The organism is Haladaptatus paucihalophilus DX253, assembly GCF_000376445.1.
Classification (GTDB): domain Archaea; phylum Halobacteriota; class Halobacteria; order Halobacteriales; family Haladaptataceae; genus Haladaptatus; species Haladaptatus paucihalophilus.
On sequence record NZ_AQXI01000001.1, the window covers coordinates 1,788,852 to 1,810,187 of the forward strand.

Annotated in this window: 21 protein-coding genes; 9 read left to right on the plus strand and 12 right to left on the minus strand. The window is 64.4% G+C overall.

The genetic code is table 11. The features are described 5' to 3' along the window. Positions 1–157: 157 nt before the first annotated feature. The 4 genes from alaS to B208_RS0110030 all read right to left on the minus strand — a co-directional run bounded on the left by alaS (position 158) and on the right by B208_RS0110030 (position 6,646). Positions 158–2,929 (minus strand): alanine--tRNA ligase, encoded by a 2,772-nt coding sequence (alaS, locus tag B208_RS0110015; protein ID WP_007976258.1) that lies wholly within the window; start codon positions 2,927–2,929, stop codon positions 158–160. A gap of 153 nt (positions 2,930–3,082) precedes the next feature. Then, positions 3,083–4,774, minus strand: a complete 1,692-nt coding sequence (locus B208_RS0110020) for a hypothetical protein (RefSeq protein ID WP_049805637.1) — start codon at positions 4,772–4,774, stop codon at positions 3,083–3,085. Continuing rightward, on the minus strand, positions 4,771–5,514 hold the full coding sequence (locus B208_RS0110025; RefSeq protein ID WP_007976254.1) for an ABC transporter ATP-binding protein: 744 nt from the start codon (positions 5,512–5,514) through the stop codon (positions 4,771–4,773). Before B208_RS0110025 ends, B208_RS0110020 begins: the two co-directional genes overlap by 4 nt. A gap of 154 nt (positions 5,515–5,668) precedes the next feature. Continuing rightward, a complete protein-coding gene (locus B208_RS0110030) occupies positions 5,669–6,646 on the minus strand; it encodes a replication factor C small subunit (RefSeq protein ID WP_007976252.1) in 978 nt (325 codons plus the stop codon). A gap of 169 nt (positions 6,647–6,815) precedes the next feature. Here B208_RS0110030 and B208_RS0110035 point away from each other — a divergent pair, with 169 nt between their 5' ends. Then, complete coding sequence (locus B208_RS0110035; protein ID WP_007976251.1) at positions 6,816–7,898, plus strand: polymer-forming cytoskeletal protein; 1,083 nt, start codon at positions 6,816–6,818, stop codon at positions 7,896–7,898. Positions 7,899–7,903: 5 nt separating this feature from the next. Here the strand turns inward: B208_RS0110035 and B208_RS23810 are convergent, their stop codons facing one another. After that, positions 7,904–8,059: a hypothetical protein gene (locus B208_RS23810; RefSeq protein WP_154652460.1), complete on the minus strand. Its 156-nt coding sequence runs from the start codon at positions 8,057–8,059 to the stop codon at positions 7,904–7,906. 137 nt (positions 8,060–8,196) lie between these two features. On the opposite strand from B208_RS23810, the gene samp2 reads away from it, so the two are divergent. The 4 genes from samp2 (at position 8,197) to B208_RS0110055 (ending at position 10,139) form a co-directional block, all read left to right on the plus strand. After that, the gene (gene samp2, locus B208_RS0110040) at positions 8,197–8,394 is read left to right on the plus strand and encodes a ubiquitin-like small modifier protein SAMP2 (protein ID WP_007976249.1); all 198 of its coding nucleotides are present in this window, start codon (positions 8,197–8,199) and stop codon (positions 8,392–8,394) included. Further along, entirely contained in the window at positions 8,391–8,816 is a 426-nt protein-coding gene (locus B208_RS0110045) for a GNAT family N-acetyltransferase (RefSeq protein ID WP_007976248.1), read from the plus strand. Before samp2 ends, B208_RS0110045 begins: the two co-directional genes overlap by 4 nt. 25 nt (positions 8,817–8,841) lie before the next feature. After that, positions 8,842–9,033, plus strand: coding sequence for a hypothetical protein (locus B208_RS0110050; protein ID WP_007976246.1), 192 nt, complete (start codon positions 8,842–8,844; stop codon positions 9,031–9,033). Between the two features lie 125 nt (positions 9,034–9,158). Continuing rightward, positions 9,159–10,139, plus strand: a complete 981-nt coding sequence (locus B208_RS0110055; RefSeq protein WP_007976245.1) for an ATP-grasp domain-containing protein — start codon at positions 9,159–9,161, stop codon at positions 10,137–10,139. 12 nt (positions 10,140–10,151) lie between these two features. Here B208_RS0110055 and B208_RS0110060 read toward each other — a convergent pair whose 3' ends face one another. Next, positions 10,152–11,534: a phosphoglucomutase/phosphomannomutase family protein gene (locus tag B208_RS0110060; RefSeq protein ID WP_007976244.1), complete on the minus strand. Its 1,383-nt coding sequence runs from the start codon at positions 11,532–11,534 to the stop codon at positions 10,152–10,154. Positions 11,535–11,783: 249 nt separating this feature from the next. On the opposite strand from B208_RS0110060, the gene B208_RS0110065 reads away from it, so the two are divergent. Next, complete coding sequence (locus B208_RS0110065) at positions 11,784–12,377, plus strand: NADPH-dependent FMN reductase (protein ID WP_026177802.1); 594 nt, start codon at positions 11,784–11,786, stop codon at positions 12,375–12,377. Positions 12,378–12,413: 36 nt separating this feature from the next. On the opposite strand, the gene B208_RS0110070 is transcribed toward B208_RS0110065, so the two are convergent. From B208_RS0110070 to B208_RS0110075, 3 genes are all read right to left on the minus strand, one after another. Then, positions 12,414–12,656 carry a GIY-YIG nuclease family protein gene (locus B208_RS0110070; protein WP_007976242.1) on the minus strand — a complete coding sequence of 81 codons (243 nt, stop codon included), beginning with the start codon at positions 12,654–12,656 and terminating at the stop codon, positions 12,414–12,416. Positions 12,657–12,721: 65 nt separating this feature from the next. After that, positions 12,722–12,871 carry a DUF7563 family protein gene (locus B208_RS25190; protein WP_423743696.1) on the minus strand — a complete coding sequence of 50 codons (150 nt, stop codon included), beginning with the start codon at positions 12,869–12,871 and terminating at the stop codon, positions 12,722–12,724. A gap of 244 nt (positions 12,872–13,115) precedes the next feature. Further along, positions 13,116–13,676 carry a DUF1684 domain-containing protein gene (locus tag B208_RS0110075; RefSeq protein ID WP_007976241.1) on the minus strand — a complete coding sequence of 187 codons (561 nt, stop codon included), beginning with the start codon at positions 13,674–13,676 and terminating at the stop codon, positions 13,116–13,118. A 130-nt stretch (positions 13,677–13,806) separates the two neighbouring features. On the opposite strand from B208_RS0110075, the gene B208_RS0110080 reads away from it, so the two are divergent. From B208_RS0110080 to B208_RS0110090, 3 genes are all read left to right on the plus strand, one after another. Then, the gene (locus B208_RS0110080; RefSeq protein ID WP_007976240.1) at positions 13,807–14,016 is read left to right on the plus strand and encodes a hypothetical protein; all 210 of its coding nucleotides are present in this window, start codon (positions 13,807–13,809) and stop codon (positions 14,014–14,016) included. Between the two features lie 135 nt (positions 14,017–14,151). Beyond that, positions 14,152–16,485, plus strand: coding sequence for an ATP-dependent DNA helicase (locus B208_RS0110085; protein WP_007976239.1), 2,334 nt, complete (start codon positions 14,152–14,154; stop codon positions 16,483–16,485). 100 nt (positions 16,486–16,585) lie between these two features. Continuing rightward, positions 16,586–17,326, plus strand: a complete 741-nt coding sequence (locus B208_RS0110090) for a hypothetical protein (RefSeq protein ID WP_007976238.1) — start codon at positions 16,586–16,588, stop codon at positions 17,324–17,326. A gap of 115 nt (positions 17,327–17,441) precedes the next feature. Here the strand turns inward: B208_RS0110090 and B208_RS0110095 are convergent, their stop codons facing one another. Genes B208_RS0110095 through B208_RS0110105 form a run of 3 tightly spaced genes read right to left on the minus strand, consistent with a single transcriptional unit; the run spans position 17,442 to position 21,282 of the window. Then, positions 17,442–18,497 carry an ABC transporter ATP-binding protein gene (locus tag B208_RS0110095; RefSeq protein ID WP_007976237.1) on the minus strand — a complete coding sequence of 352 codons (1,056 nt, stop codon included), beginning with the start codon at positions 18,495–18,497 and terminating at the stop codon, positions 17,442–17,444. Next, positions 18,490–20,163: an ABC transporter permease gene (locus B208_RS0110100; protein ID WP_007976235.1), complete on the minus strand. Its 1,674-nt coding sequence runs from the start codon at positions 20,161–20,163 to the stop codon at positions 18,490–18,492. Before B208_RS0110100 ends, B208_RS0110095 begins: the two co-directional genes overlap by 8 nt. Then, positions 20,164–21,282 carry a thiamine ABC transporter substrate-binding protein gene (locus B208_RS0110105; RefSeq protein ID WP_007976233.1) on the minus strand — a complete coding sequence of 373 codons (1,119 nt, stop codon included), beginning with the start codon at positions 21,280–21,282 and terminating at the stop codon, positions 20,164–20,166. Positions 21,283–21,336 lie beyond the last annotated feature (54 nt).

Here is a 21,336-nt window from a genome sequence, read left to right on the forward strand (position 1 = left end):
AACAACTAGTTAATAGGAGTTGTTATTCTATACTCTGCATTTATTAACCCGTTCGCGCTACCGGTACTCCGTGCTGTTGATGCGAGCAGACGAATATCGGAGATGTCGCTCCGGAGTTCGGAAAATGCAAAAACGAGGAGAGTTCAGAAGTCGAAATTCAAGCGTTCTCGACTTGCTTGAGCACGTCGGGCGCGCTCTCCAACGCCTCGTCCAGTTTGTCGGCGTCGGGACCGCCGCCCTGGGCGAAGTCGGCGGGGCCGCCGCCGCCACCGCCGACGAAGGAGGCGAGTTCGCCGACGACCGACCCGGCGTTCACCGACGAGCCGTCCGGGATGGCGACGACGAACTGCGCGCCGTCGGCACCGCTGCCGATGACGGCGATTTTACCGTCCTCGGCCATGGCGTTGGCCGTGGCGCGGAGTTCCTCCATGTCGGTGTCGATGCGCTGGATGACGGCGGTCGTGTCGCCGACTTCGATTTCCTCGCCGCCGCCCGCACCGCTGGCGCGGGCCTCGGCGAGTTGCTCTTTGAGGTCCTCTATCTGCTTGCCGCGGGCCTTCCACTCTTCGAAGAAGCGGTCGGCCGTTTCCGGAACCTCCGACGGCGAAACGTCGAGGGTGTCGGCGGCGGCACCGAGATAGTCCTCGGTCTCCTGTGTCGCCTCGATGGCGGCGTCACCGGCGGCGAAGGTGAGACGTTCCACGCCGTCCTGCACGCGCTCGGTGTTGAGGAGTTTGATACAGCCGACGTCACCGGTTCGGCGGACGTGAGTGCCACCGCAGGCCTGCACGTCCTCGGCGACGTGGATGAGTCGGATGTTCGTCCCGGCGGGAATCCCACCCTGATAGAGGTCGAAGCCGAACTCCTCCTCGGCCTCGTGGCGGTTGGGCCACTCCTGCTGGACCGTCGTGTTCTCCATGACGATTTCGTTGGCCAGCAGTTCGATTTGCTTCGCCGTCTCGCGGTCGATGCGCTCGTAGTGGCGCACGTCGATGCGCGAACTGTCGGTTCCCTTCTGGGCACCTGCCTGCCGAATGTGGTCGCCGAGAATCTGGCGCGCCGCGTGGACGACGATGTGGGTCGCCGTGTGGTGGCGCATCAGGCGACGGCGACGCTGAGCGTCTATCTGTCCGCGGACGATGGAGCCCTTATCGACGGGGTCGTCGGTGTGGTGGAGCACCACGCCGTCGTCGATTTGGGTGTCCGTGACCTTCACCGTCTTCTCGTCGGTCGAGAGCGTTCCGTGGTCGCCGGGTTGGCCACCGCCCTCCGGGTAGAACATCGTCTGGTCGAGCACGACGTCGTAGCCCTCCTCGCGGTCGAACACGTCGAGGACGACGGCTTCGAAATCGGTCCGGTACTGGTCCTCGTAGTAGAGGCGTTCGGTCTTGGGGAGGTCGGTGAAACGGTCGTCCTCGGATTCCTCCTCCTCGAACGCCTGTCCGCCGTCGTGGCGCTCGGCGACGAGGCTGTAGAAGTCGTCCGGGACCGACACCGAGGCACCGAACTCGTCGGCGATTTCCTCGACCATATCGGGCTGTAGGCCGTGCGAGTCGTACAACTCGACGAGCGTCTCGGTCGGGATGGGTTTGCCTTCCTCGGCGTGTCGCTTGGCGAGGCGACGAACCCGGCGGCCGCCCTGTTCGAGCGTCTCGCGGTACTTTTCGACCTCCGTCCGAACGATGTCGCGGATGGTGTCGCGGTTCTCGTAGCCGAGGCGTTCGGCCTGCATGTCCACGAGTTCGTCCAGCGGCGCATCGACGCCGACGGTATCACAGAGGCGCTTCGTCCGGCGGAGCACCATGCGGGCGAGATAGCCGGTGGCGACGTTGCTCGGGACGATGCCGTCGCCGAACATGTAGGCGAGGGCCCTGCTGTGGTCGGCGATGGCGTAGATGGTTTCGAGCGGCTCCATCAGTTCGACGAGTTCCGTCGTCGAGACGCCGACCTTCTCCGCGATGTTGTCGCGGGCGGCGTCCATGTCCTCGGCCTCGTCGATGTCCATGTGACCCGCGAGCTTCGCGGCGCGGTGGACGAGTTCCTCTTCCTCCTCGGAGAGATTTATGTCGGCGTTCTCCTTGAGGAAGGCGATCATGTCGGGATAGACGGCCTCGTAGACGGTCGGGGTTCCCTGACTCATCCACGTCCAGCGTTCCAGGCCGTACCCGGTGTCCACGATGTACGTGTCCATCGGGCTGTACCGGTTGCCGTCCTTCATCTCGTACTCGCCGTCGGGGTCCTGCTCCATCGACATGAAGACGAGGGTGGCGAGTTCCGCACCCTTGTAGATGACTTCGATAGCGGGGCCGGCGTTGCCGCCGCCGACCCACGGGTCCTCGATGTAGGTGATTTCGTCCAAGTCCGCGCCGACGGACTCGAACAGTTGGTCGCAGTAAGCCACGGTTTCGTCCTTCCAGTAGACTTCGCCGTCGTAGGCGTACTCCTCCTCGGCGTCCTCGCGGACGTTGAAGGCGTGATGGGCCATCATCTCGAAGGCCATCGTGTGCCGTCCCGTCTTGCCAACGTTGTCGATGTCCTGCATGCGGATGCAGGGTTGGCTGATGGTCAGCGGGTTGGCCGGTGGCGGCGTCTTCCCGCTGGTGACGAGGGGCTGGAAGTCGTAGATGGATGCCTGTGTCAGTAGCACGTCGTCACGCCAGCGATTCGCCGCGACCGGGTAGGGGTCGATTCGTTCGTGGTCGTGTTCCTCGAAGAACGAGAGGAACACCTCCCGCATCTCCGATAGGGAATACTCCTCCTCGAAGCCGGGGTCGTCGATGAACCCGTACTCCGCACACGGCGGTTCCCCGCACGTCTGTCGGTCGTGGTCGCGCGTCCAGAAGTGCGCTCCACACTCGGAGCACTCTTTTCGCACGAAGTCGTTTTCCTCGAAATAATCGAGGCGATACTCCTCCTCGAGTTCGCTCATTCTTGGTAGTTTGTCACCCATCGGTGCGTAAAACAGTTCCGCAAGCACGTTCAGGCCGGGCGAGACATCCGTCAGAAGCGGGGAACGCGTCCGTCGTCGCTCCGAACCCGCGAGGGAAGCGATGCCGGGGAACGGGCGAAAGAGTCGAACGGGTCAGAACAGTTCGCCGACGGACTCGAAGACGGCGAAGCCCGAATCGTCGGCGTCGAGCGCGTACGATTCGAACCGTCGAACCGAGTAGCGGTAGGCGGCCGGAGGCGCGACGACGCCGAGGAGCACCGCGATGAGGCCGCCGATGAGGCGGACCGTGGGCGGCGAAATCGCCACGGCGTACCCGAGGAATCCCGTGATGAACTCGAACATGCTCGAAACGCCCGCCGCCGTGCCGGGCGTGATGGCGGTGACGGCACCGCCGTAGCCGAGGAGCACCACGAGCGAGTACGTCGCGAACGCCGTCTTGCTCGGGACGACGGCCGTCCGACTCTTGGTGACGTTGACTTCGCCGAACCGCGGGAACATGGTCCCGATTCCGATGGCGACGACCGCCCCCGCGAGTCCGAGGAGGGCGCTCAGACCGGTCAAGGAAAGCCACCTCGTCAGTTCGAGGGGGCTCAAAAATCCGGTAATCGCGGTGGCGAGGACGACGATGGGAAGACCGACGACGGTCACGGCGAGAACGTGTCCCTTGACGAACTCCCTGCCGCGGATGGACGAGATGAGCGTTACCGGCAGCATCGAACCTTCGTCGCCGAGGGGGTTCAGCGTCGCGCCGCCCATGGCCCACGCGCCGTACAGCGAGACGACGACCGGTAACGATTCGGTGACGTGACCCGCCTGGACCGCCTCCTGAATCGGACCGGAGACGAGAAACACCGGGTACACGACGTAGAGGAGTCGAATCGGCGAGCGTTTCGTTCGCCGCCAGACGTTGGCGACCACGGAGCGCGTCGGTTTGGACGCGATGGCCGCGAGGAAGTCGGCGTTCGACTCGCTGGAGTCGTACTGTTTGTTTTCGGGTTGCACCCGGTCGCCGTACCAGAGTCGCGTCGCCAACCGAACGTCGAGCGCGAACAGGACCGGCAGGCCGACGACGACGAGGGCGACCGCGCCGCCGAGCCGCGCGAGCGACGGCGACGTGCCGGGTATTCCGAGAACGAGCACGTCGCCGAGCCACGCGGTCGGGGCGTTCTGCAACACCTCGGCGAGCGAGGCCATGACCGTCCCGAGCGCGTTGCTCATGACCGCGGCCATGTAGATGCCGAACGCGAGCACCGCGAGGACGGATTTGTACTGGGCGAGGAGTTCCGACCGTTCGAGCGCGATTTTGATGAGCAGGCCGAGAATGTGACCAGCGAGAAGGGCCGTCGTGACGAGTCCGAGCAGGGCGAGGACGACGGTAACGAGCGGGAGCGGCGTGCCGAGGGAGAGACTCAACGCCGCGGTTATCGACAGCAGCGGTATCGCCGCGATGGAGACCACGCGGGCGAGTTCCGCGCCGAGCAGTCCGCCAACCACGTCGCGGGCGGGAACGGTCGTCAACATGCCCGCTTCCTGGTCGATACGGCCTGTTTTGCCGATGACGCGCGAGGCTATCATCACGGTGACCATGAGCCACGAGACGGCGATACCGCCGCGCGCACCCACCAACAGCGGGAGGTCCGTCGTGGCGAGTTCGCCGCCGAATTTGTACGCGAGGTACGAACCGGCGACGGTCGGAACGCCGATGAAGATGAGGGAGAACAGCCCGAAGGCGAGCATCTGAATCGGCTTCTTTCCGATGGCACGGACGCTCCGGCGGTACTCCATGCGGGCGATTCGAACGCTCCGCCCGGGGCTCCAGTTCATCGTTCCACCGGTGCCGGAGCGGGTTCCTCGCTCGTCACGTCGAGGAACACGTCTTCGAGCGTCTGTTCTTTCTCGGCGCGGTGGGTGAGTCGCTCCGGCGAGTCCTCGGCGACGAGCGACCCGTCGTACAGCACGCCGACGGTATCGGCGAGCTCTTCGACCACGGGGAGGATGTGCGTCGAGAGGAAGACGGTCATGCCGTCGGCGGTGAGTTCGGAGATGAGTTCGCGCACGGTGCGGGCGGCACGCGGGTCGAGACCCGACGTTGGCTCGTCGAGGAAGACGACGTCGGGTTCGTGAAGGACGGTCTGAATCAGCGCCGTCTTCTGTTTCATCCCCTTCGAGTAGGTGCCGACGCGCTCGTCCGCGTCGTCGAGGAGGTCGAAGCGACGGAGGAGTGTCTCGATTCGGTCGTCGGCCTCAACGTTACGAAGCCCGGCGATGTACTGCAACTGCTCGCGGGCCGTGAGTTCGTCGTACAGCGGCGGTTCCTCGGGCATGTAGCCGATGTGCGGAACGACGGCGTCCCGGTCGGCGATGGAGTGGCCCGCGACGCGTGCGGTGCCGCTCGTCGGCGGCGTCAGCGTCGTCAGCATCCGCATCGTCGTCGTCTTCCCCGCACCGTTCGGGCCGAGGAAGCCGTAGACGGATTCGGACGGAACGGTCAGTTCGAGGTTCGAAACGACCGTCGTGTCGTCGAATCGCTTCGTCAGTCCGTCCGTCTCGATGGCGGGCCTCATCGACTGCCCTCCGGCCGTTCGAGTTCGAATTGGAGAGCAACGCTCGTGGGGACTGTGCGAACCATACTCCGTGGAGTGTACCGAGACGTAAAAAATCCGACTGAAAGGGTCAGCTAGTTTTGTAATAGAAAGGTGACAAGATGGCGACGAGGAATCAGTTATCGAGCGCCAGCGACGCCAGCATCGCTTCGAGTTGCACGCGCTCGTTCGCACCTTCCGTGATGCGGAAGTCGGCTTCGCCGACGCGTTCGAGGACGCGCACCGCGTCGTCGTCGTCCAAGTCGAACTCCCAAATCGAGCGGTGGAGTTGGTCGATGATGTCGCCACCGGCCATGCCGCGCTCGGTGAGCAGTTCGTCGAGGATGGAACGGGAACGGGTGAAATCGCCGTCGATGGCGTGTCGAACCATCTCCTTGATGTCCTCGGGTCGGGCGGTGCTGGTGATGACGAAGACGCTCTCCTCGTCCACCTGCTCGCCCATGACGGCGGCGGCTTGCAGGGCGTTGATGGCTTTGCGCATGTCGCCGTCGGCGGCGTAGACGAGCGCCTCGATACCGTCGTCGGTGGTTTCGATACCCTCCTCGTCGGCGACGTACTGGACGTACCCGGCGACCGCATCGTCGGGAATCGGGCCGAAGCGGAACACCGCACACCGGGACTGGATGGGGTCGATGATTTTCGAGGAGTAGTTGCACGACATGATAAAGCGCGTCTTGTCCGAGAACTGCTCCATCGTGCGGCGGAGGGCGGCCTGCGCGTCGCTCGTCAGGGAGTCCGCCTCGTCCAGGAAGATGATCTGGAAATCGACCGCTCCGGGGTCGTGGCGGGCGAAGTTCTTGATCTGGTCGCGCACCACGTCGATACCGCGCTCGTCGGAGGCGTTCAGTTCGAGGAAGTGGCTCTGCCAGCTATCGCCGTACAGTTCCTTGGCGATGGCGACCGCACAGGTCGTCTTCCCGATGCCCGCCTGCCCGGAGAACAGCAGGTTAGGCAGGTCGTTCCGCTCGATATAGCTTTTCAGTCGAGCCGTGATGTCGTCGTGGCCCGCCACGTCGTCGAGGGTTTGGGGCCGGTACTTCTCGACCCAGATAGTTCCACGTCCGGGGACGGTTTCCGCGTCGGCCTCGCTCATGGTCCAGCAGAGGCACCTATCGTTCTTAAAGTCCCCGAGACTCCGCGCCCGCGCTTCACGATTTCCCGTCGGGAGAACGGCCGGTTAGGCCAGCGATTCCGGCGAACAACGCACGATTCTCCGCGACAACGACTCAATTACTATCCTGTCGGACGCCGACAACCGGCCCATGCGTGCACACGTGAGTATCCTCGTCGTGGTGCTACTGCTCGCCATCATGCCCGCGACGGCGGCGGCAGAACAGACACGAACCGGCGGAACGGTCGTCGTCGAACAGGGCGAAACCGTCCGCGACGGTCTCACCGCCACCGGCGGAACCGTCGTGATTCGCGGGACGGTCGATGGCGACCTGAGCGCCTTCTCCGGAAACGTCCTCGTCGCCCAAAGCGGCCGGGTCAACGGCGACGTGTCGGCGGTCGCCGGGAACGTCCGAATCGAGGGGACGGTCACCGGAACCGTCGACGCACAGACCGGCAACCTCGCCATCGCCCAGTCGGCCACCGTCGGGTCCCTCGAAGGCGCGGCGGGCTACACCCTGATCGCGGGCACCGTCGAAGGGAACGCGCGGGTTGCGAGCGAGACGCTCACGCTCGCCAACACGGCGAACGTCGGCGGCAACCTCGTCTACGACACGGAAACGTTCAACCGCCAACAGGGGGCGACCGTCAGCGGGACGGTCCGACAGGACGAATCGCTGGGTGACGCGGGTCCCGCACCCGTGCCGCAAGTGCCCAACTGGGTCGGCGCAGTGTACGGCTTCTTCGTCAATCTCCTCTTGGGTATCGTGCTGTTGGCGGCGTTCCCCGGCTTCTCCGAGGGCGTCGCCGACCGGGGGCGAGCCGACCCGGTGCTTTCGGTCGGAGTCGGCCTCCTCCTGCTCGTCCTCATCCCCATCGTGCTCCTCGTCTTCGCCGTGACCCTCATCGGCATCCCCATCTCGATTCTCGGCGCAATCATCTTCGCCATCTTCCTCTGGATCGCCACGGTGTACGGGTCGTTCACCGTCGGCGTCTGGCTGCTCTCGCTGGCGGACGAGGGAAGTCGGTGGATCGGCTTGGTGCTCGGCCTGTTCGTCATCGCCGTCCTCGACCGGATACCCATCGTCGGCGGCATCGTCCAGTTCGTCGTCCTCCTGCTGGGACTCGGCGCGCTGGCGATGGCGCTCCGGGCGCACTACCGCGGACGGCGGAGCACGCCGGAGTACGTCGAAACGACGCGCAGGGGAACCGACGAGGAGACGCCAGCCGACTGACCAATCTATTGTTCGAGAGCCGACGCGGTGCTACTCATCGAAATCGAAACGAACGACACCGGCGCACGCTGGCAGGACGACGGCAACGCCGTGAGCACGCGGTGCGGTGCGGTGCGGTGCTGTGCGGTGGCGGTTTCAGTGACGTCTGTCGTTGCAGTCATAGAAAAACTAACGACACCCCACCGCGAGCGGGCGGGGGCTTTCGAAGTCCTCATCGAGGTCGTCACGGTTTCGGCGAAACCAACTCGAAGTCGTCGTCTTCGACACGCTCAAGGGCCGAGAACGGTAAGACACGGCAATGAACGTGACCGTCGAGGTGGTCGGCGAGGGGAGCCACGAGTTCGACGTGGACGACGAAACCTACGCCGACTTGGTGTCGAAAGTGGACCTGAGCCCACACGAGGTGTCCGTGATGGTGGACGGGCGGCCGGTTCCGGAGGACCAACCGGTCGAAGCGGAACACGTGAAAATCCTCCGGCTCATCAAGGGCGGATGACCGTCCGGGCCGCGACCGGGGACGACCACCTCGACGTGTTGCGAATCGTGAACGGCGCGATGCTCGAAATCGACGCCGCGGCAGTCGAGCAGAAAATCGAGTCCGGGGACGTGCTGGTAGCGGAAGACGAAGGGCGACTCCTCGGCGCGGCGGTGCTCGACGCCGCGGCGGACCGACCGACCCACATCGGGGCAATCGCGGTGCGACGAGCGCGTCGGGGGCAGGGAATCGGCGGCGAACTGATAGCGGCCGCCGTCGAACGCGAGGGAGCGCTGACGGCCGATTTCGCGCCGAAGGTGCGGCCGTTCTACGAGTCGTTGGGGTTCGAAATCGAGGAGATGGCGGAGCGAAACGAGGACAAGCCAGACGGGGGACCCGAAGGGGACGGACGGTTGTGGGGACGGTTCGAAAGCGAAGACTGATACCGCGAGTTCGCCAACGACGACCATGGACGAGACGAAACGCCGCCGTCTCTCGCTCATCTGGATGGCGTTCGCGCTGGCGATGGGGTACTATGCGCTCGCTGACGGGTTCGACGCCGCGACCGGCGAGTTATTGAGCCTTCTTGTCGCCCTGTTCGGCGTCGGACTGGCCGCGCTCTACTACTTCAATCCCGGCGACGTGCTGTCGTTCAACTGAACGGGAGCGGCGGAGGTCGGTGGGAGGTTGCGATGTCGGCGTCCTCCCGAATCCCAAGTGAGACAATTGTTACAAAAATGTAGTTTCGGGAGCGCTTTACTGTGTTCGTTCGGTAGTTCGACGTAATGGTCAGACAGGAGTCACGCTCCCTCGGCATCGTCACGGGAGAGCGGGCACCGGAACTGTCGGAAAACGGACGTTCCGTGCAGGCCGAGTTACGCGACCGTGGCTGGGCGGCGGAACCCGTCATCTGGATGGACGAGGATATCGATTGGTCGCGCTTCGACGTCGCGCTCGTCCGCTCGTGCTGGAACTATCACATCCGACCGGACGCCTTCCGCGAGTGGACGGAAATAGTCGAGGAGGCGGGGGTGACGCTACTCAATCCGGGGGAGGTCGTTCGCTGGAACATGCACAAGTTCTACCTCCGCGAACTCGCCGCGGAGGGCGTCGATATCCTTCCGACGGCGTGGGTGGAGCGGGGGAGCGACGGAAACCTTCGGACGGTGCTTCGGGAAAACGGCTGGCAGGAAGCCGTGGTGAAACCGGCCATCGGGACGAGTTCGGCGAACGCGTGGCGCACGTCGGTTGACGAGGCGGCAGACCGGCAAGAGGAGTTCGAGACGCTCGTGGCCGACCGAGGCGTGCTCGTCCAGCAGTTCGCGCCGGAAATCGCTGACGGGGAGCGGTCGCTCGTCTTCTTCGGCGGCGAGTTCAGCCACGCGCGGCGGCGCTATCCCGCCGACGGGGACTTCCGCGCCCACAACAGGTACGGCGGGACGGGAGAGGCCTACGACCCGCCGCGAAAACCCGTCGAGCAGGCGCGAGACGTGCTCGAAACTGCGTGCGAAATTCTGGACATCGACCCCGTTTCCCTCCCGTACGCTCGCGTGGACGGTCTCGAACGGGGCGGTGACGACGGGGAGGGCGGTGACAACAGGGTCGGAGGTGACAACAGGGACGGCGGTGACGACGAGCAGACCGGCGAGTTCCACCTGATGGAACTCGAACTCATCGAGCCGTATCTGAGCCTCGATACGCGCGAGGGGGCGGTGACGACGTTCGCCGACGCCATCGAGTCGGCGCTTCGCGTCGTCCGAAAGTAAGTCGATGAAGGCCTAAATCAGCGGTTCGACCAGTTCCGTCCCGGCGTCGAGGAGGTCACGAACGCGGTCGTCGCTCTCTCCCTCGGCGTAAATTCGCATCGCAGGTTCCGTTCCACTCGGGCGGACGAGGAGCCACGACCCGTCGTCGAGGAGGATTTTGAAGCCGTCCTTCGTCACCACGTCGGCCACGTCGTGACCCGCAACCTCGTCGGGGAGTTCGGCTTCGAGGTCGGCGAGGACGCGCTCCTTTTCGTCGTCCGGACAGTCGAGGCTGATTTTGTTCTGGTGTATCTCGCCGAACTCGGCGAGCAGGTCGTCCACGCGGTCGTCGAAGGGGCGTTCGGCCGCGATTGCCGCGGCGAGGAGCGCCATGAGCACGCCGTCCTTCTCGCGGATGTGGCCGCGAATCGTGAACCCGCCGCTCTCCTCGCCGCCGACGAGCGCGTCGTGGTCCGCGATGGCCTGTGCGACCCACTTGAACCCGACCGGCGTCTCGTGGACCTCCTCGCCGTGTTTCTCGGCGATGCGGTCGATGAGGAACGTGGTCGAGACTGTGCGAATCGCCGACCCCGAGTCGGCTTCGAGGAGGTACTCGTACAGCGCGGCGAAAAAGAGGTTCTCGTCCAAGAAGCCGCGTTCGGGCGTGACGACGGCGATGCGGTCGGCGTCGCCGTCGTTCGCTATTCCGAGGTCGGCGTCGCCGTCCTCGACCGCTGCGACGAGTTCTTGAAGATTCTCCTCGCTCGGTTCCGGCGACGACCCGCCGAATTCCGGGTCCCGTTCACAGCGGAGGCATTCGACGCTCGCACCCGCTTCTTCGAGGAGTTCGTCGGTGACGCCGCGGCCGCTCCCGTGCATGGCGTCGTAGACGACCGAGAGATCCTCGAAGTCGGCGTCCACGAGGTCGAAGGCGTGGTCGGCGTACGGGGCAACCAAGTCCTCCTCGCTGACCCGGCCGTGTTCGGACTCCGGCAACGGGTCGGGTTCGGCGAGTCGGGCCATTATCTCGTCGGTCACTTCGGGGAGGGCGGGCGCGCCGTCGGACGGGATGAACTTCACGCCGTTGTACTCCGGCGGGTTGTGCGAGGCGGTTATCATCAGTCCGCCCGCGAGGTCGCGGTCCACGAGCGTCCACGCGAGAATCGGCGTCGGGGTGTCCCGCTCGGGGATGAGCACGTCGAACCCGTTCGCGGCGAGGACGCGACAGAGGTCCTCCGCGAATCCGCGCGACGTTTCGCGTGCGTCGTAGCTCACGGCGACCGTCTCGCCCGCACGGTCCTCGACTTCGCGGAGGTAGTCGGCGACCGCTTGGCCTACGATTTGCACTCGTGGCGACGTGAACTCGTCGAGCGTCGCCCGCCAGCCGTCGGTTCCGAACGAAATCGGCGTATCCATACATCGTTCGTCACCGCCGGGGTCGAAAAAACCACCGTGTGGCGTGGTCCCAGAGAAGTATAGAACACCCAACCAAAGCGCGCTTTCGGGAACCGTTTTGTGAACTCGACGTGAATTCCCGCTCATGAGACGAAGACGAGCGGTATCCGCATCGACGTGCTACTGGAATACGGGACAGTTCAAACGATACCAACGACGGCCAGGACGGAACAAGCCCGTTAAACGTTCGCGGCACCAACGAGGTGAATAATGCAACCCAAACCGACAGTCGTCGCGGTATGCGGCAGCATGCGCGACGGAAGTCACACGCGGACAGCCCTGAAACACGTCCTCGACGCCGCCGCGGAAGCAGGGGCCGAGACGGAACTCATCGACGTTCGGGAGTACGACCTCCCGATATTCGACCCCGACGAGGAGATGCCGGAGGATGCGGAGGAGATAACGCGGAAGATTCGAGAAGCGGATTCCGTCGTGCTCGGCAGTCCGGTGTACCACGGGTCGTACACTTCCGCCTTCCGCAACGTCCACGACTACTGTAGCTTCGACGAGTTCGAGGATACCACCGTCGGTCTGCTCGCGGTGGCCGGTGGTGGCTCCTACGGCAGCACGCTGGACCACATGCGAATCACCGTTCGCGGCGTCCACGGGTGGGTGCTCCCACACCAAGTCGGGATTCGGAAGGCCTACGACCAGTTCGAGAACGGCGAGTTCAAGGACGAGGATTTGGAAGAGCGAACGCGAAAACTCGGCGAACAGGCCGCGAAATACGCCTTCATCACGCCCGACGTCACCTCGGCGGAAGCCGACGAGACGGAGGCGGGGGAAGCGGCGGCGGACGACTGAAACCGGTTTCGAAAAACTCTCAGTCGATAAGACCTCTCAGTCGATAAGACGTTCCTTTTCCGCGCGGCGCAGCTGTTTTATCTCGTATTCGCGGGACATCGCGGCGGATTTCGACTCGAATCGCTCGGTGTGGCGCAACGTAACGGGCGTCCTGCCGCGGGTGTATTTCGCCCCGTTTCCGGCGTCGTGTTCCGCCACCCGGCGGTCGACGTCGGTCGTGTAGCCGGTGTAAAAAGTGCCGTCACTGCATTCGACGACGTAAACCCAGTGGTCGGTCACACCTGACAGGCTTCGCGTGGTTCGTCTTTGTCCTGTCGGTTCCGCCCCCGTTCAGCCACAGCGGGCTATACTTTTTGCGCACGCTCTCGTGCCACCTCGGCGATACCTGCGTTCGCCGAGCAAGCAGGGCAAGCGCGGATGTAACCGGATTCGTCAGCGAAGACGCGCGCAAATCGTTCCGAGACGTGCGCGCCACAGTGGTCACAGTTTGGCATGCTGTCAGCCGACGATTACCTCGTCGGCAACTGAACCTTCTCGGTGAGCGCATAAATATGCTTTCCAAAATCAGACCCAAATTCGTCGATGGCAAAGATTTGTTCACCGATTTCACAACAATATGCTCAAACAACACTGTTCGATTGCGTGTGAACAGATTCGTTTTGTGAATCGGAAAACGCGGTTCGGCGACCCCCCTCATTTCCGGTGGAGAACGTCGGTTCTCAGGTCGTCGTGCTACGCTCAGTGGTCGTCCCACGTCTTTTCGCCCGCGGGAATCAGCAGGTCCAACCAGTTCTCCTCGGGCGGGAGCGGACACGAGAACGTCTCGCTGTAGGCACAGAAGGGGGAGTACGCGAGGTTGAAGTCCACGACGATCTCGTCTCCGTCGGCCGGTTCGCGGTCGGGGTACAGTTCGAGATAGCGCCCGTTCTCGTAGCTCTGTTGCCCCGTCGTCTTGTCTCGAAACGGAACGAACAGCGAGTCCTGCCCCTCCTGCTGGTACACCGCGAGCGAGGCCTCCTCGCCGTCCACGTCGAGGTGGAGCGTCATGGTCCGCAGGTAGCGCTGTGACGGCCCGGCGGTCGTTTCGAGGTCGAGGGGTTCGGGGTCGTCGTGTCGCTCGACCGTCGCCGTCACGCGATAGTCGGCATCCGGGTCGAAGTACGACAGGCCGTCGAAATCGTCTCGTTCCCCCGGCGGAATCGGTGACTGCGGGTGACTCCCGAAGAAGTCGTCTTTCTCTGCCCGGGTGGAGAGCAGTTCCTCGCGCCAGTCGGTCTCCGTGGTCTCGAACTCGGTCATACCGTGGCGTACTCGTTCGCGGCGGGTAAACGCTCCGTCCTTCGCCAGTCGCGCCGGGAGCGGGAGATCGAGGGGAAAAACATCAATTCTCCACAAAGAATTTACCCGAGAACGCGAACCGGGAGGACGTATGGGAAATCCACTTGGACTCTTTATCGCCCTCCTCGGTATCGCACAGGCCGCAAAACCGTACGGATTTGCGCGATTTCAGGAACAGATGGACGCCATCGGAAGCAAACGACGCTCATCGGAAGTCGAACCGGCGGAATGGAAAGTACTGTGGACGCGGGTGATGGGCGTCATCCTCACCGTCATCGGTCTCGGCCTACTTCTCGGCTAAGGTCGTCGCGTCGCTACCTATGCACACCAATTCGTCCCTTTTTCCCCTATCACTTCCGCCGCGTGCTTAGGTTTAAATACCGAGACGGGACCACCTCAGGTCAACAGCCCTAAGCAGGGGGGAAACAGAAACAGAATGATGCCGGACTGGCGGACGATATTCGGACACGACGCGCCCTACGACGAGCAGCGGGACGGTATCGAGACGGCCATCGAAACCGCCCGCGACGACGGCTTCACCGTCATCGAAGGTGCCTGCGGGACTGGCAAGACTATGCTGGCGCTGACGGCCGGTCTCGACCTCGTACGTGACCCGGACAGTCAGTACGAACGCGTGTTCGTCCTCACGAGCGTCAAACAGCAACTCCGCCAGTTCGAAACCGACCTGAAGACCATCAACGCGAACCTCCCCGACGATTGGAAACCCATCTCCGCGATGACGCTCGTCGGGAAGGCGGACGTCTGCCCCTACAGCCGCGAGAACGCGGGGGACATCGACGATGAGACGGTGTACGACCGCTGTGAGGGACTTCGGGAGCGCACCCGGGACCTGACCGGCGAGGGCGGCGCGGTGACGGCCCAGAACCTCGCGTCCCAAGCCCGAAGCCAGCAGACGGGGTTGGCAGATTCAGGAAAACGGAGAAGCGGCGCGTCGTTCCTCGAAACGGCGGGCGAGCCGACGCCGTACCCACCCGAGATGCCCGAGTACAACGACGTGGAGTACTGCCCGTTCTACGCGCAGTTTTTGGACGACATGCCGGAGGACGGCGACCCGATAGAGGCCGTTCCGTTCGATTTCGACGACATGGGACTCATCGAACCCGCCGATCTCGTCGCCAATTCGGTCCAGTGGGGCACCTGCCCGCACTCGATGATGGGGGCGCTCCTCGGCCATGTGGAGGTCGTCGTCGGTAATTACTACCACGCCTTCGACCCGGTGACGACGGCGACGTTCACGGGCGCGCTGGTGGACGACTCCACCTTCCTCGTCTGTGACGAAGCCCACATGCTGGAACCGCGCGTCCGCGACCTCGTGAGCCAGTCGGTCGGCGATTCGACGCTCCGCGACGCCGAATCGGAACTCACGCGCGTCATCCAACCCGTCAAATTCGATGACCGGGACGCGAAACACACCACCGCCGACGCGGAGTTGGTTCGGACGGAACTGGAGGACGCGAACGTCACGCTCCGCGAACTGGAGGACACCCGCGATTTTATCCGCGATTTACGCGACGAACTCGACCGGCGCGTGACGGCCCATCTGGAGCGCGAACACCGCGGGTGGAAGACGAATCTCACCGACCTGCCGGACGAGGAGATACCGCTCCGCGACCCGACCGTCCCGCAACCCGACGAGATTTCCGAATGGGCGGCGGACGCAGGCTACGACGGCGGGACGTGGGCTCGCGCGGAGGCGGTCGGCGCGATTGTGGCGCGAATCCTCAACGAAGCGGAGGACGAGGACAGAGAGCGCGCCGCGCTCCCCGCCGGGCGCGTGCTCGGCGAGTGGTACCGCAACGACCACGAGGAGTACTTCCGCGAAATCGTCCTCGAACGAACGTGGAACGACCGCGAACCCGACGATTCGTGGCGACGAGCGTACAACGCGCAACTCGCCATGCAGAACTGCGTGCCGAGCGGTGCCATCGGCGAACAACTCGGGGAGTTCGGCGGCGGGATTTTGATGAGCGCGACGCTCGAACCGCTCGAAATCTTCGAGGAGGTGTCCGGACTCGGCCATCTCGAAGCCGACGGTAGGCCCGTCGTGGAGCGGACCTTCGGCCTGAACTTCCCCGAGTCGAACCGCGAGAGCTTCGCGGTGGACGCCCCGAAGTTCACCTACGACAACCGGGGCGCACCGGGCGAGGAAACCCCGGAACGGCAGGTGTACGCGGACGCGATTCGGGACGTGGCGCGCTCGCCGGGCAACGTCCTCGTCGGCATGCCGAACTACGCGGAGGCGACGTGGGCCGCAGAGCACCTTCGGGGCGTCGTGGACAAACCGGTGCTGTTGGACGAGAGCAGCGCGGACGAGGCGACGGAGGATTTGAAGGACGAGTTCTTCGGCGGCGAGTCGAAGGTGCTCGTGACGAGCCTTCGCGGAACGCTGACGGAGGGGGTCGATTATCGCGGGGACCGACTCCGCGCGGCAGTCGTCTGCGGGGTTCCCATCATCAACACCGCCAGTCCGCGGACGCGTGCGGTGCGAACCGCCTACGAGCGGAAGTTCGGCGACGGCTTCACCTACGCGCTGACCGTCCCGGCGGTCAGGAAGGCGCGACAGGCGCTCGGCAGAGTCATCCGCGGATCGGACGAACGGGGGATTCGCGTGCTGGTGGACAGCCGCTACGCCCGCGAGTCGTGGGACAGCGTTCGGGAGTTCTTCCCGGAAACGGAGCGCGAGGAGTTCCAGCCGGTCAGTCCGGACATGCTCTCGTTCGGCTTGGAGCGGTTCTGGGACAGGAATTGAGGAGAATAACGACCGTTTCGAGGAGATAAGTTCGAGTTGTAGGTTCGAACGGTGTGCGCGCTTTTTGCGTCGAGGCGGTGTCCCTCGTTCGGAGAGACATATGACAGGGACACCCAAATCACAACGCCGGACGCTCCTGAAAACGGCGGGTGCGCTGACGGGACTCGGCGTTCTCGGACGACTGACGACCGCACAGGACACCACCGATTCGGGAACGACGACCACGAACGGGACGTCGAATACGACGAGCACGACGAACCAGTCGGATGGCAACGGGGGACAGGAGTCCCGTCGAACCATCATCCTCGGGGCACGGGTCGGTCACTGGCTCGGATTGGCACCGAAGGTCATCGAAGGACGGCGCAACCCGACGCTGGGGTTCATTCCGACCGAGCGATACAAAGTCATCTGGATCAACCTCGACGGAAAGCGACACGAGTTCCAGATACTCGGCCAGAAAAACGGCGATTTCGGCCAAGTAATCTACCGAACGGACTCGTCGTCGAAACGAGGGGAAACGCGGACGTTGACGTTCGAGCCGACAGATCGGATTCGGCGGTACCGCTGCCGGTACCATCCCGACAGCATGCGCGGGGACATCGATAGGTCGGGGCGGTTCGGCGGTGGCGGCGGGACGTTCACCACTGGAACGACCGGGACGGAGACGACAGAAGGGACCTTCGACACGGAAACAACCGGTGGGACGTTCACCACGGAGACGACCGACGGGACGTTTACGACGGATGGCAGATTCACGACCGATACGACCGATGGGACGTTTACGAGCGACACCACCGACGGCACGTTCACCACCGATACCACCGAAACGACGAGTCGATAACGCCGCGAACTCGACCGACCCGGACGGCCAGGTCGTGTCCTACGAATGGGACCTCGACGGCGACGGGACGCTCGAAAACCGGGGACAATCCTCGTACGGGACGACCGTCGTGTGGCTATCGCTGCTCTACGATGTCCGCCGTCCCGCCGTCGATGACGTGCACGTCGTCGGGGTCGAAGCCGACGCGAACGCCCTCGTCGTCCGGAGCCTCGGGCACGCGAAGCGTGATCGGTTTCCCGTCCCAATCGAGGTGGACGCGGAACGCCTCGCCGAGGAACTCGACGGTTTCGACGGTCGCCGAAAAGGCGTTCTCGCCGCCGCCCAGACGGAGCGCCTCGGGGCGAACGCAGAACGTCACCGAGTCGGCGGTCGAACCGGGGACGAGGAACTCGTGGCCGCGGACGGCGACCAGCGACCCCCTCGTTTCGTGTGCGCGGGTCTCGCCCGAGAAGAGGTTGTTCTCGCCGACGAACTCCGCGACGAAGCGGGATTCCGGACGGCGGTACACGTCCTCGGGGCGGCCGACCTGCTCGATTCGCCCGTCGTTCATCACGGCCACGCGGTCGCTGATGGCGAGCGCCTCCTCTTGGTCGTGCGTGACGTACACCGTCGTGATTCCGAGGTCGGATTGGATGCGGGAGACTTGCGTGCGGAGGTCGTCGCGGAGGCGGGCGTCCAGCGCGCTCATCGGTTCGTCCAGCAGGAGCAGGTCGGGACCGGGAGCGAGTGCGCGGGCGAGGGCGACGCGCTGTTGCTGGCCGCCGGATAGCTCGTCCGGGTCGCGGCCCTCGAACCCGTCCAAGTCGACCAGTTCGAGCAGGTCGAGGACGCGCTCCTCGTCCGTCATCGCACCCGGCGGGTCGCGGAAGCGGAGGCCGTAGCCGACGTTTTCCGCGACGGTCATGTGCGGAAACAGGGCGTAGTTCTGGAACACCAAACCGACGCCGCGCTCTTCGGGCGGCACGCCAGCCATCTCGCGGTCGCCGAACCGAACCGTTCCGGCGGTGAGGTCCTCGAAGCCAGCGATGGCACGAAGCGTCGTCGTCTTGCCGCATCCGGACGGGCCGACGAGGGTGAAGAACTCGCCGTCGGCGACGCGAAGCGACACGTCGTTCAGGGCGGTCACGCCGTCGTACTCCTTGCGGACGCCGGAGAGGCGGAGTTCAACCACCTTCCCACCTCCCGCCGAGGCGGTCGATGATGACGAAACTGACGGCGGTGACGACGAGCAGGACGGTGCCCATGGCCGTGGCTGGCCCGAGGGTCTGCTTGCCGAGGAAGCGTTCGACTGCGACCGGCATCGTGTAACTGCTACTCCCCGTAGCAAGAATAACTGTCGAGTCGAACTCGCCGATGCTGATGGCGAACGCGAAGGCTGCTCCGGCGGCGAGACCGACCGCCACGAGCGGCAGTTCGATATCGACCAGCGTGCGGACGCGGGTCGCGCCGAGCGCCCGCGCCGATTCGACGGTTCGCCGGTCGATTCCGGCGAGCATGGGCGAGACGTTGCGCGTGACGAAGGGATAGGCCGCGACGGCGTGGGCCGCGACGATCGCCACCGCGCCGCCGACCCGTATCCGCGTTCCGGCGATGGGAATCCCGAAGACGAGGCCGCGGAGCATGCCCAATCCGACCATGACGCCGCTCACGGCGAGGGGGGCCATCGCCACGGCTTCCACGATGCGGCTCTTCCGTGCCCGCGTCAGGACGGCGATGACGACGCCCATCGGGAGCGCGACGAGGAGCGTTCCGACGCCGAAAAGCAAGGAGTTCTGGACCGCGACGCCGGGTTTCGTCTGGAACGACGCGCCGGACACCTGCCGCGTCACGAGGAACTCGTAGTATCGCAGGGTGAACCCGGACGGCCCGGTGAAACTTTCGAGGACGGTGCTCACGAGCGGGCCGAGAAAGAGGACGAGGACGACGAACAGGTACACCGCGACGCCCGCCCGTTCGAGGGTCTCGGCGAGACCGCCGTCGCCCGAAAAGAGGCGTTTCCGCGGGAGGGGTCTACTGGCCCGAGAGACGGCGCTCTGGCGGGCCTCGTACCGGAGGTAGCCGTAGGTCAGCGCGAGCGAGAGAGTGGTTTCGAGGACGGCGAGGACCGCCGCCTCGGAGTAATCGAGGCGCTGGACGAGCGCGTACACCCAGACCTCGACGGTCTGGTACTGGAATCCGCCCAGCGCGAGAACGATGGGGAACGACATGAACGTGAAGATGAACGTGAGGAGCGCGCCGGTGAGAATCGCGGGGAGCAGTTGGGGGACGAGCACGTCTCGGAAGGCGCGAAACCGTCCGGCACCGAGGCTTCGCGCGGTTTCGACCTCGCGGGCGTCCACGCTCTCCCACGCCGCGTTCGTCACGCGAGCGACGAGCGGCGCGTTGTAGAAGGCGTGGGCCGCGACGATGGCGGGGAGATTGTACAGCAGCGAGTACGGGCCGAGGCCGATAACGCCAACCACGTCGTTGAACAGGCCGTTCTGCCCGAACATCGCCACGAATCCGATGGCGACGAGGATGGACGGCATGACGAACGGGAGGATGGTCAGCGAACGAATGGTGCGACGGCCCGGAAACTCGTAGCGCGCGAGGATGTACGCGCCTGGGAGACCGAGGGCGACGCTGGCGAGCGTGGAGAGGAGGGCCTGATACGCCGTGAAGCCGAAGATGTCGAAGAGGTAGAATCGGTCGGTCAGCACGTCGAGAAAGGCGTCGAGTCCCCCCGCGTCAGCGAAGACGATGGCGACGGGGTAGTAGAACAAGACGACGAGCACGGCGCTGGTGACGATGCCGAGGAGGGAGAGTGTGTGTCGTTCGAGCCAGCGCCCGGGGTTCATCTACTTGCTCGCAATCTGGCGCGCCCACTCATCAACCCATCCTTCCACGTTGCCCTTTAGTTGGTCGTAGGAGTAGGTGACGGGTTTTTCCGGGGCTTTGGCGTACTTCTCGAACTCCGCGCCCGGTTCGGCCCAGTCGGTCGCCGGGAACGAGACGTTGAGCGTCGGAATCTTCGACTGGGCTTTCTTCGAGAGCATGAAGTCGAGGAAGGCGTCGGCGAGTTTCGAGTTGTCCGTGTCAGCGAACTTCGCCATCCCCTCGGGGTTGGCGTAGCCCTGTCCGTTTAGGAAGCCGATTTGGTGTTTCTTCAGGTTCGCACCGTCGCGGTGGGCGTACACCTGGTCGGTGGAGTAAGAGACCACGATGGGTCGTTCGCCGTTCGAGAAGGCGGTGTAGGCCGCGTCCCACGAGCCGAGAATCTGCACGTCGTTGTTCGAGAGTCGCTTCCAGTAGTCGAGGTAGTTATCCTCGCCCATCTGGTGAATCGTCCAGAGGAGGAAGGCCCGCCCGGTCGCGGCTTGCTGGGCGTTCTCGGTCAACAGCGTCCCCTCGAACTTCGGTTTCGTGAGCGCGTCGAACGTTCCGGGGCCGTCGACCTTCGTCTCGTCGTAGACGAGGCTGACGTAGCCCGTGTCGTACGGGACGGCCCGGTTTTTCGGGTCGAACGTCAATCCCTCTTTGACGTGGCCGTAGTTAGAGAGGGAGTCGGCGATGGGGGTGAACAGCTGTTTCCCGCCGAGTTTGTCGTCGATGGTGATGAGTTGGTCCACGTTTAGGCCGACGTACACGTCCGCGTCGATGCCGACGCCCTGTGCCTTCCGCTGGATGAAGTAGTTGACCTCGTTTTCCGGGGTCTGCCACTGGAGGGTGGCTTTCGGGTACTCCTTCTCGAACTCCTTTTTCAACCACGCGCCGGGCGACGAACTGGGTGCGTCCACGAGCGCGCTGTACGTTGCGACGTTCAGCGTGCCGCTCAGTTCGGTCTGTGCCGTGGTCGTCGCGGTCGGGTCGCCGGTCGAACCCGCACCGCCGGAACCAGCATCGTCGGAGTTCCCGAGGCAGCCAGCGAGTCCGGCGAGTCCCGTCGCGCTCGCCGTAAGGAAGGTTCGTCGTTTCATTACTCGGTGGTTGTAGTCGGTGGTACTTAACGGACGTGATGTCGGGAAGAGCGC

Bases quoted from the DNA above. Each gene is read 5' to 3' on its own strand.
- B208_RS0110055 (WP_007976245.1), top strand. From the start codon at position 9,159: ATGGTCAGACAGGAGTCACGCTCCCTCGGCATCGTCACGGGAGAGCGG.
- B208_RS0110075 (WP_007976241.1), bottom strand. From the start codon at position 13,676: ATGACCGAGTTCGAGACCACGGAGACCGACTGGCGCGAGGAACTGCTC.
- B208_RS0110050 (WP_007976246.1), top strand. From the start codon at position 8,842: ATGGACGAGACGAAACGCCGCCGTCTCTCGCTCATCTGGATGGCGTTC.
- B208_RS0110025 (WP_007976254.1), bottom strand. From the start codon at position 5,514: ATGAGGCCCGCCATCGAGACGGACGGACTGACGAAGCGATTCGACGAC.
- B208_RS0110100 (WP_007976235.1), bottom strand. From the start codon at position 20,163: ATGAACCCCGGGCGCTGGCTCGAACGACACACACTCTCCCTCCTCGGC.
- B208_RS0110065 (WP_026177802.1), top strand. From the start codon at position 11,784: ATGCAACCCAAACCGACAGTCGTCGCGGTATGCGGCAGCATGCGCGAC.
- B208_RS0110085 (WP_007976239.1), top strand. From the start codon at position 14,152: ATGATGCCGGACTGGCGGACGATATTCGGACACGACGCGCCCTACGAC.
- B208_RS0110020 (WP_049805637.1), bottom strand. From the start codon at position 4,774: ATGAACTGGAGCCCCGGGCGGAGCGTTCGAATCGCCCGCATGGAGTAC.
- B208_RS0110030 (WP_007976252.1), bottom strand. From the start codon at position 6,646: ATGAGCGAGGCCGACGCGGAAACCGTCCCCGGACGTGGAACTATCTGG.
- B208_RS0110090 (WP_007976238.1), top strand. From the start codon at position 16,586: ATGACAGGGACACCCAAATCACAACGCCGGACGCTCCTGAAAACGGCG.
- samp2 (WP_007976249.1), top strand. From the start codon at position 8,197: ATGAACGTGACCGTCGAGGTGGTCGGCGAGGGGAGCCACGAGTTCGAC.
- B208_RS0110060 (WP_007976244.1), bottom strand. From the start codon at position 11,534: ATGGATACGCCGATTTCGTTCGGAACCGACGGCTGGCGGGCGACGCTC.
- B208_RS23810 (WP_154652460.1), bottom strand. From the start codon at position 8,059: ATGACTGCAACGACAGACGTCACTGAAACCGCCACCGCACAGCACCGC.
- B208_RS0110080 (WP_007976240.1), top strand. From the start codon at position 13,807: ATGGGAAATCCACTTGGACTCTTTATCGCCCTCCTCGGTATCGCACAG.
- B208_RS0110105 (WP_007976233.1), bottom strand. From the start codon at position 21,282: ATGAAACGACGAACCTTCCTTACGGCGAGCGCGACGGGACTCGCCGGA.
- B208_RS0110035 (WP_007976251.1), top strand. From the start codon at position 6,816: ATGCGTGCACACGTGAGTATCCTCGTCGTGGTGCTACTGCTCGCCATC.
- B208_RS0110045 (WP_007976248.1), top strand. From the start codon at position 8,391: ATGACCGTCCGGGCCGCGACCGGGGACGACCACCTCGACGTGTTGCGA.
- alaS (WP_007976258.1), bottom strand. From the start codon at position 2,929: ATGAGCGAACTCGAGGAGGAGTATCGCCTCGATTATTTCGAGGAAAAC.
- B208_RS25190 (WP_423743696.1), bottom strand. From the start codon at position 12,871: ATGCCAAACTGTGACCACTGTGGCGCGCACGTCTCGGAACGATTTGCG.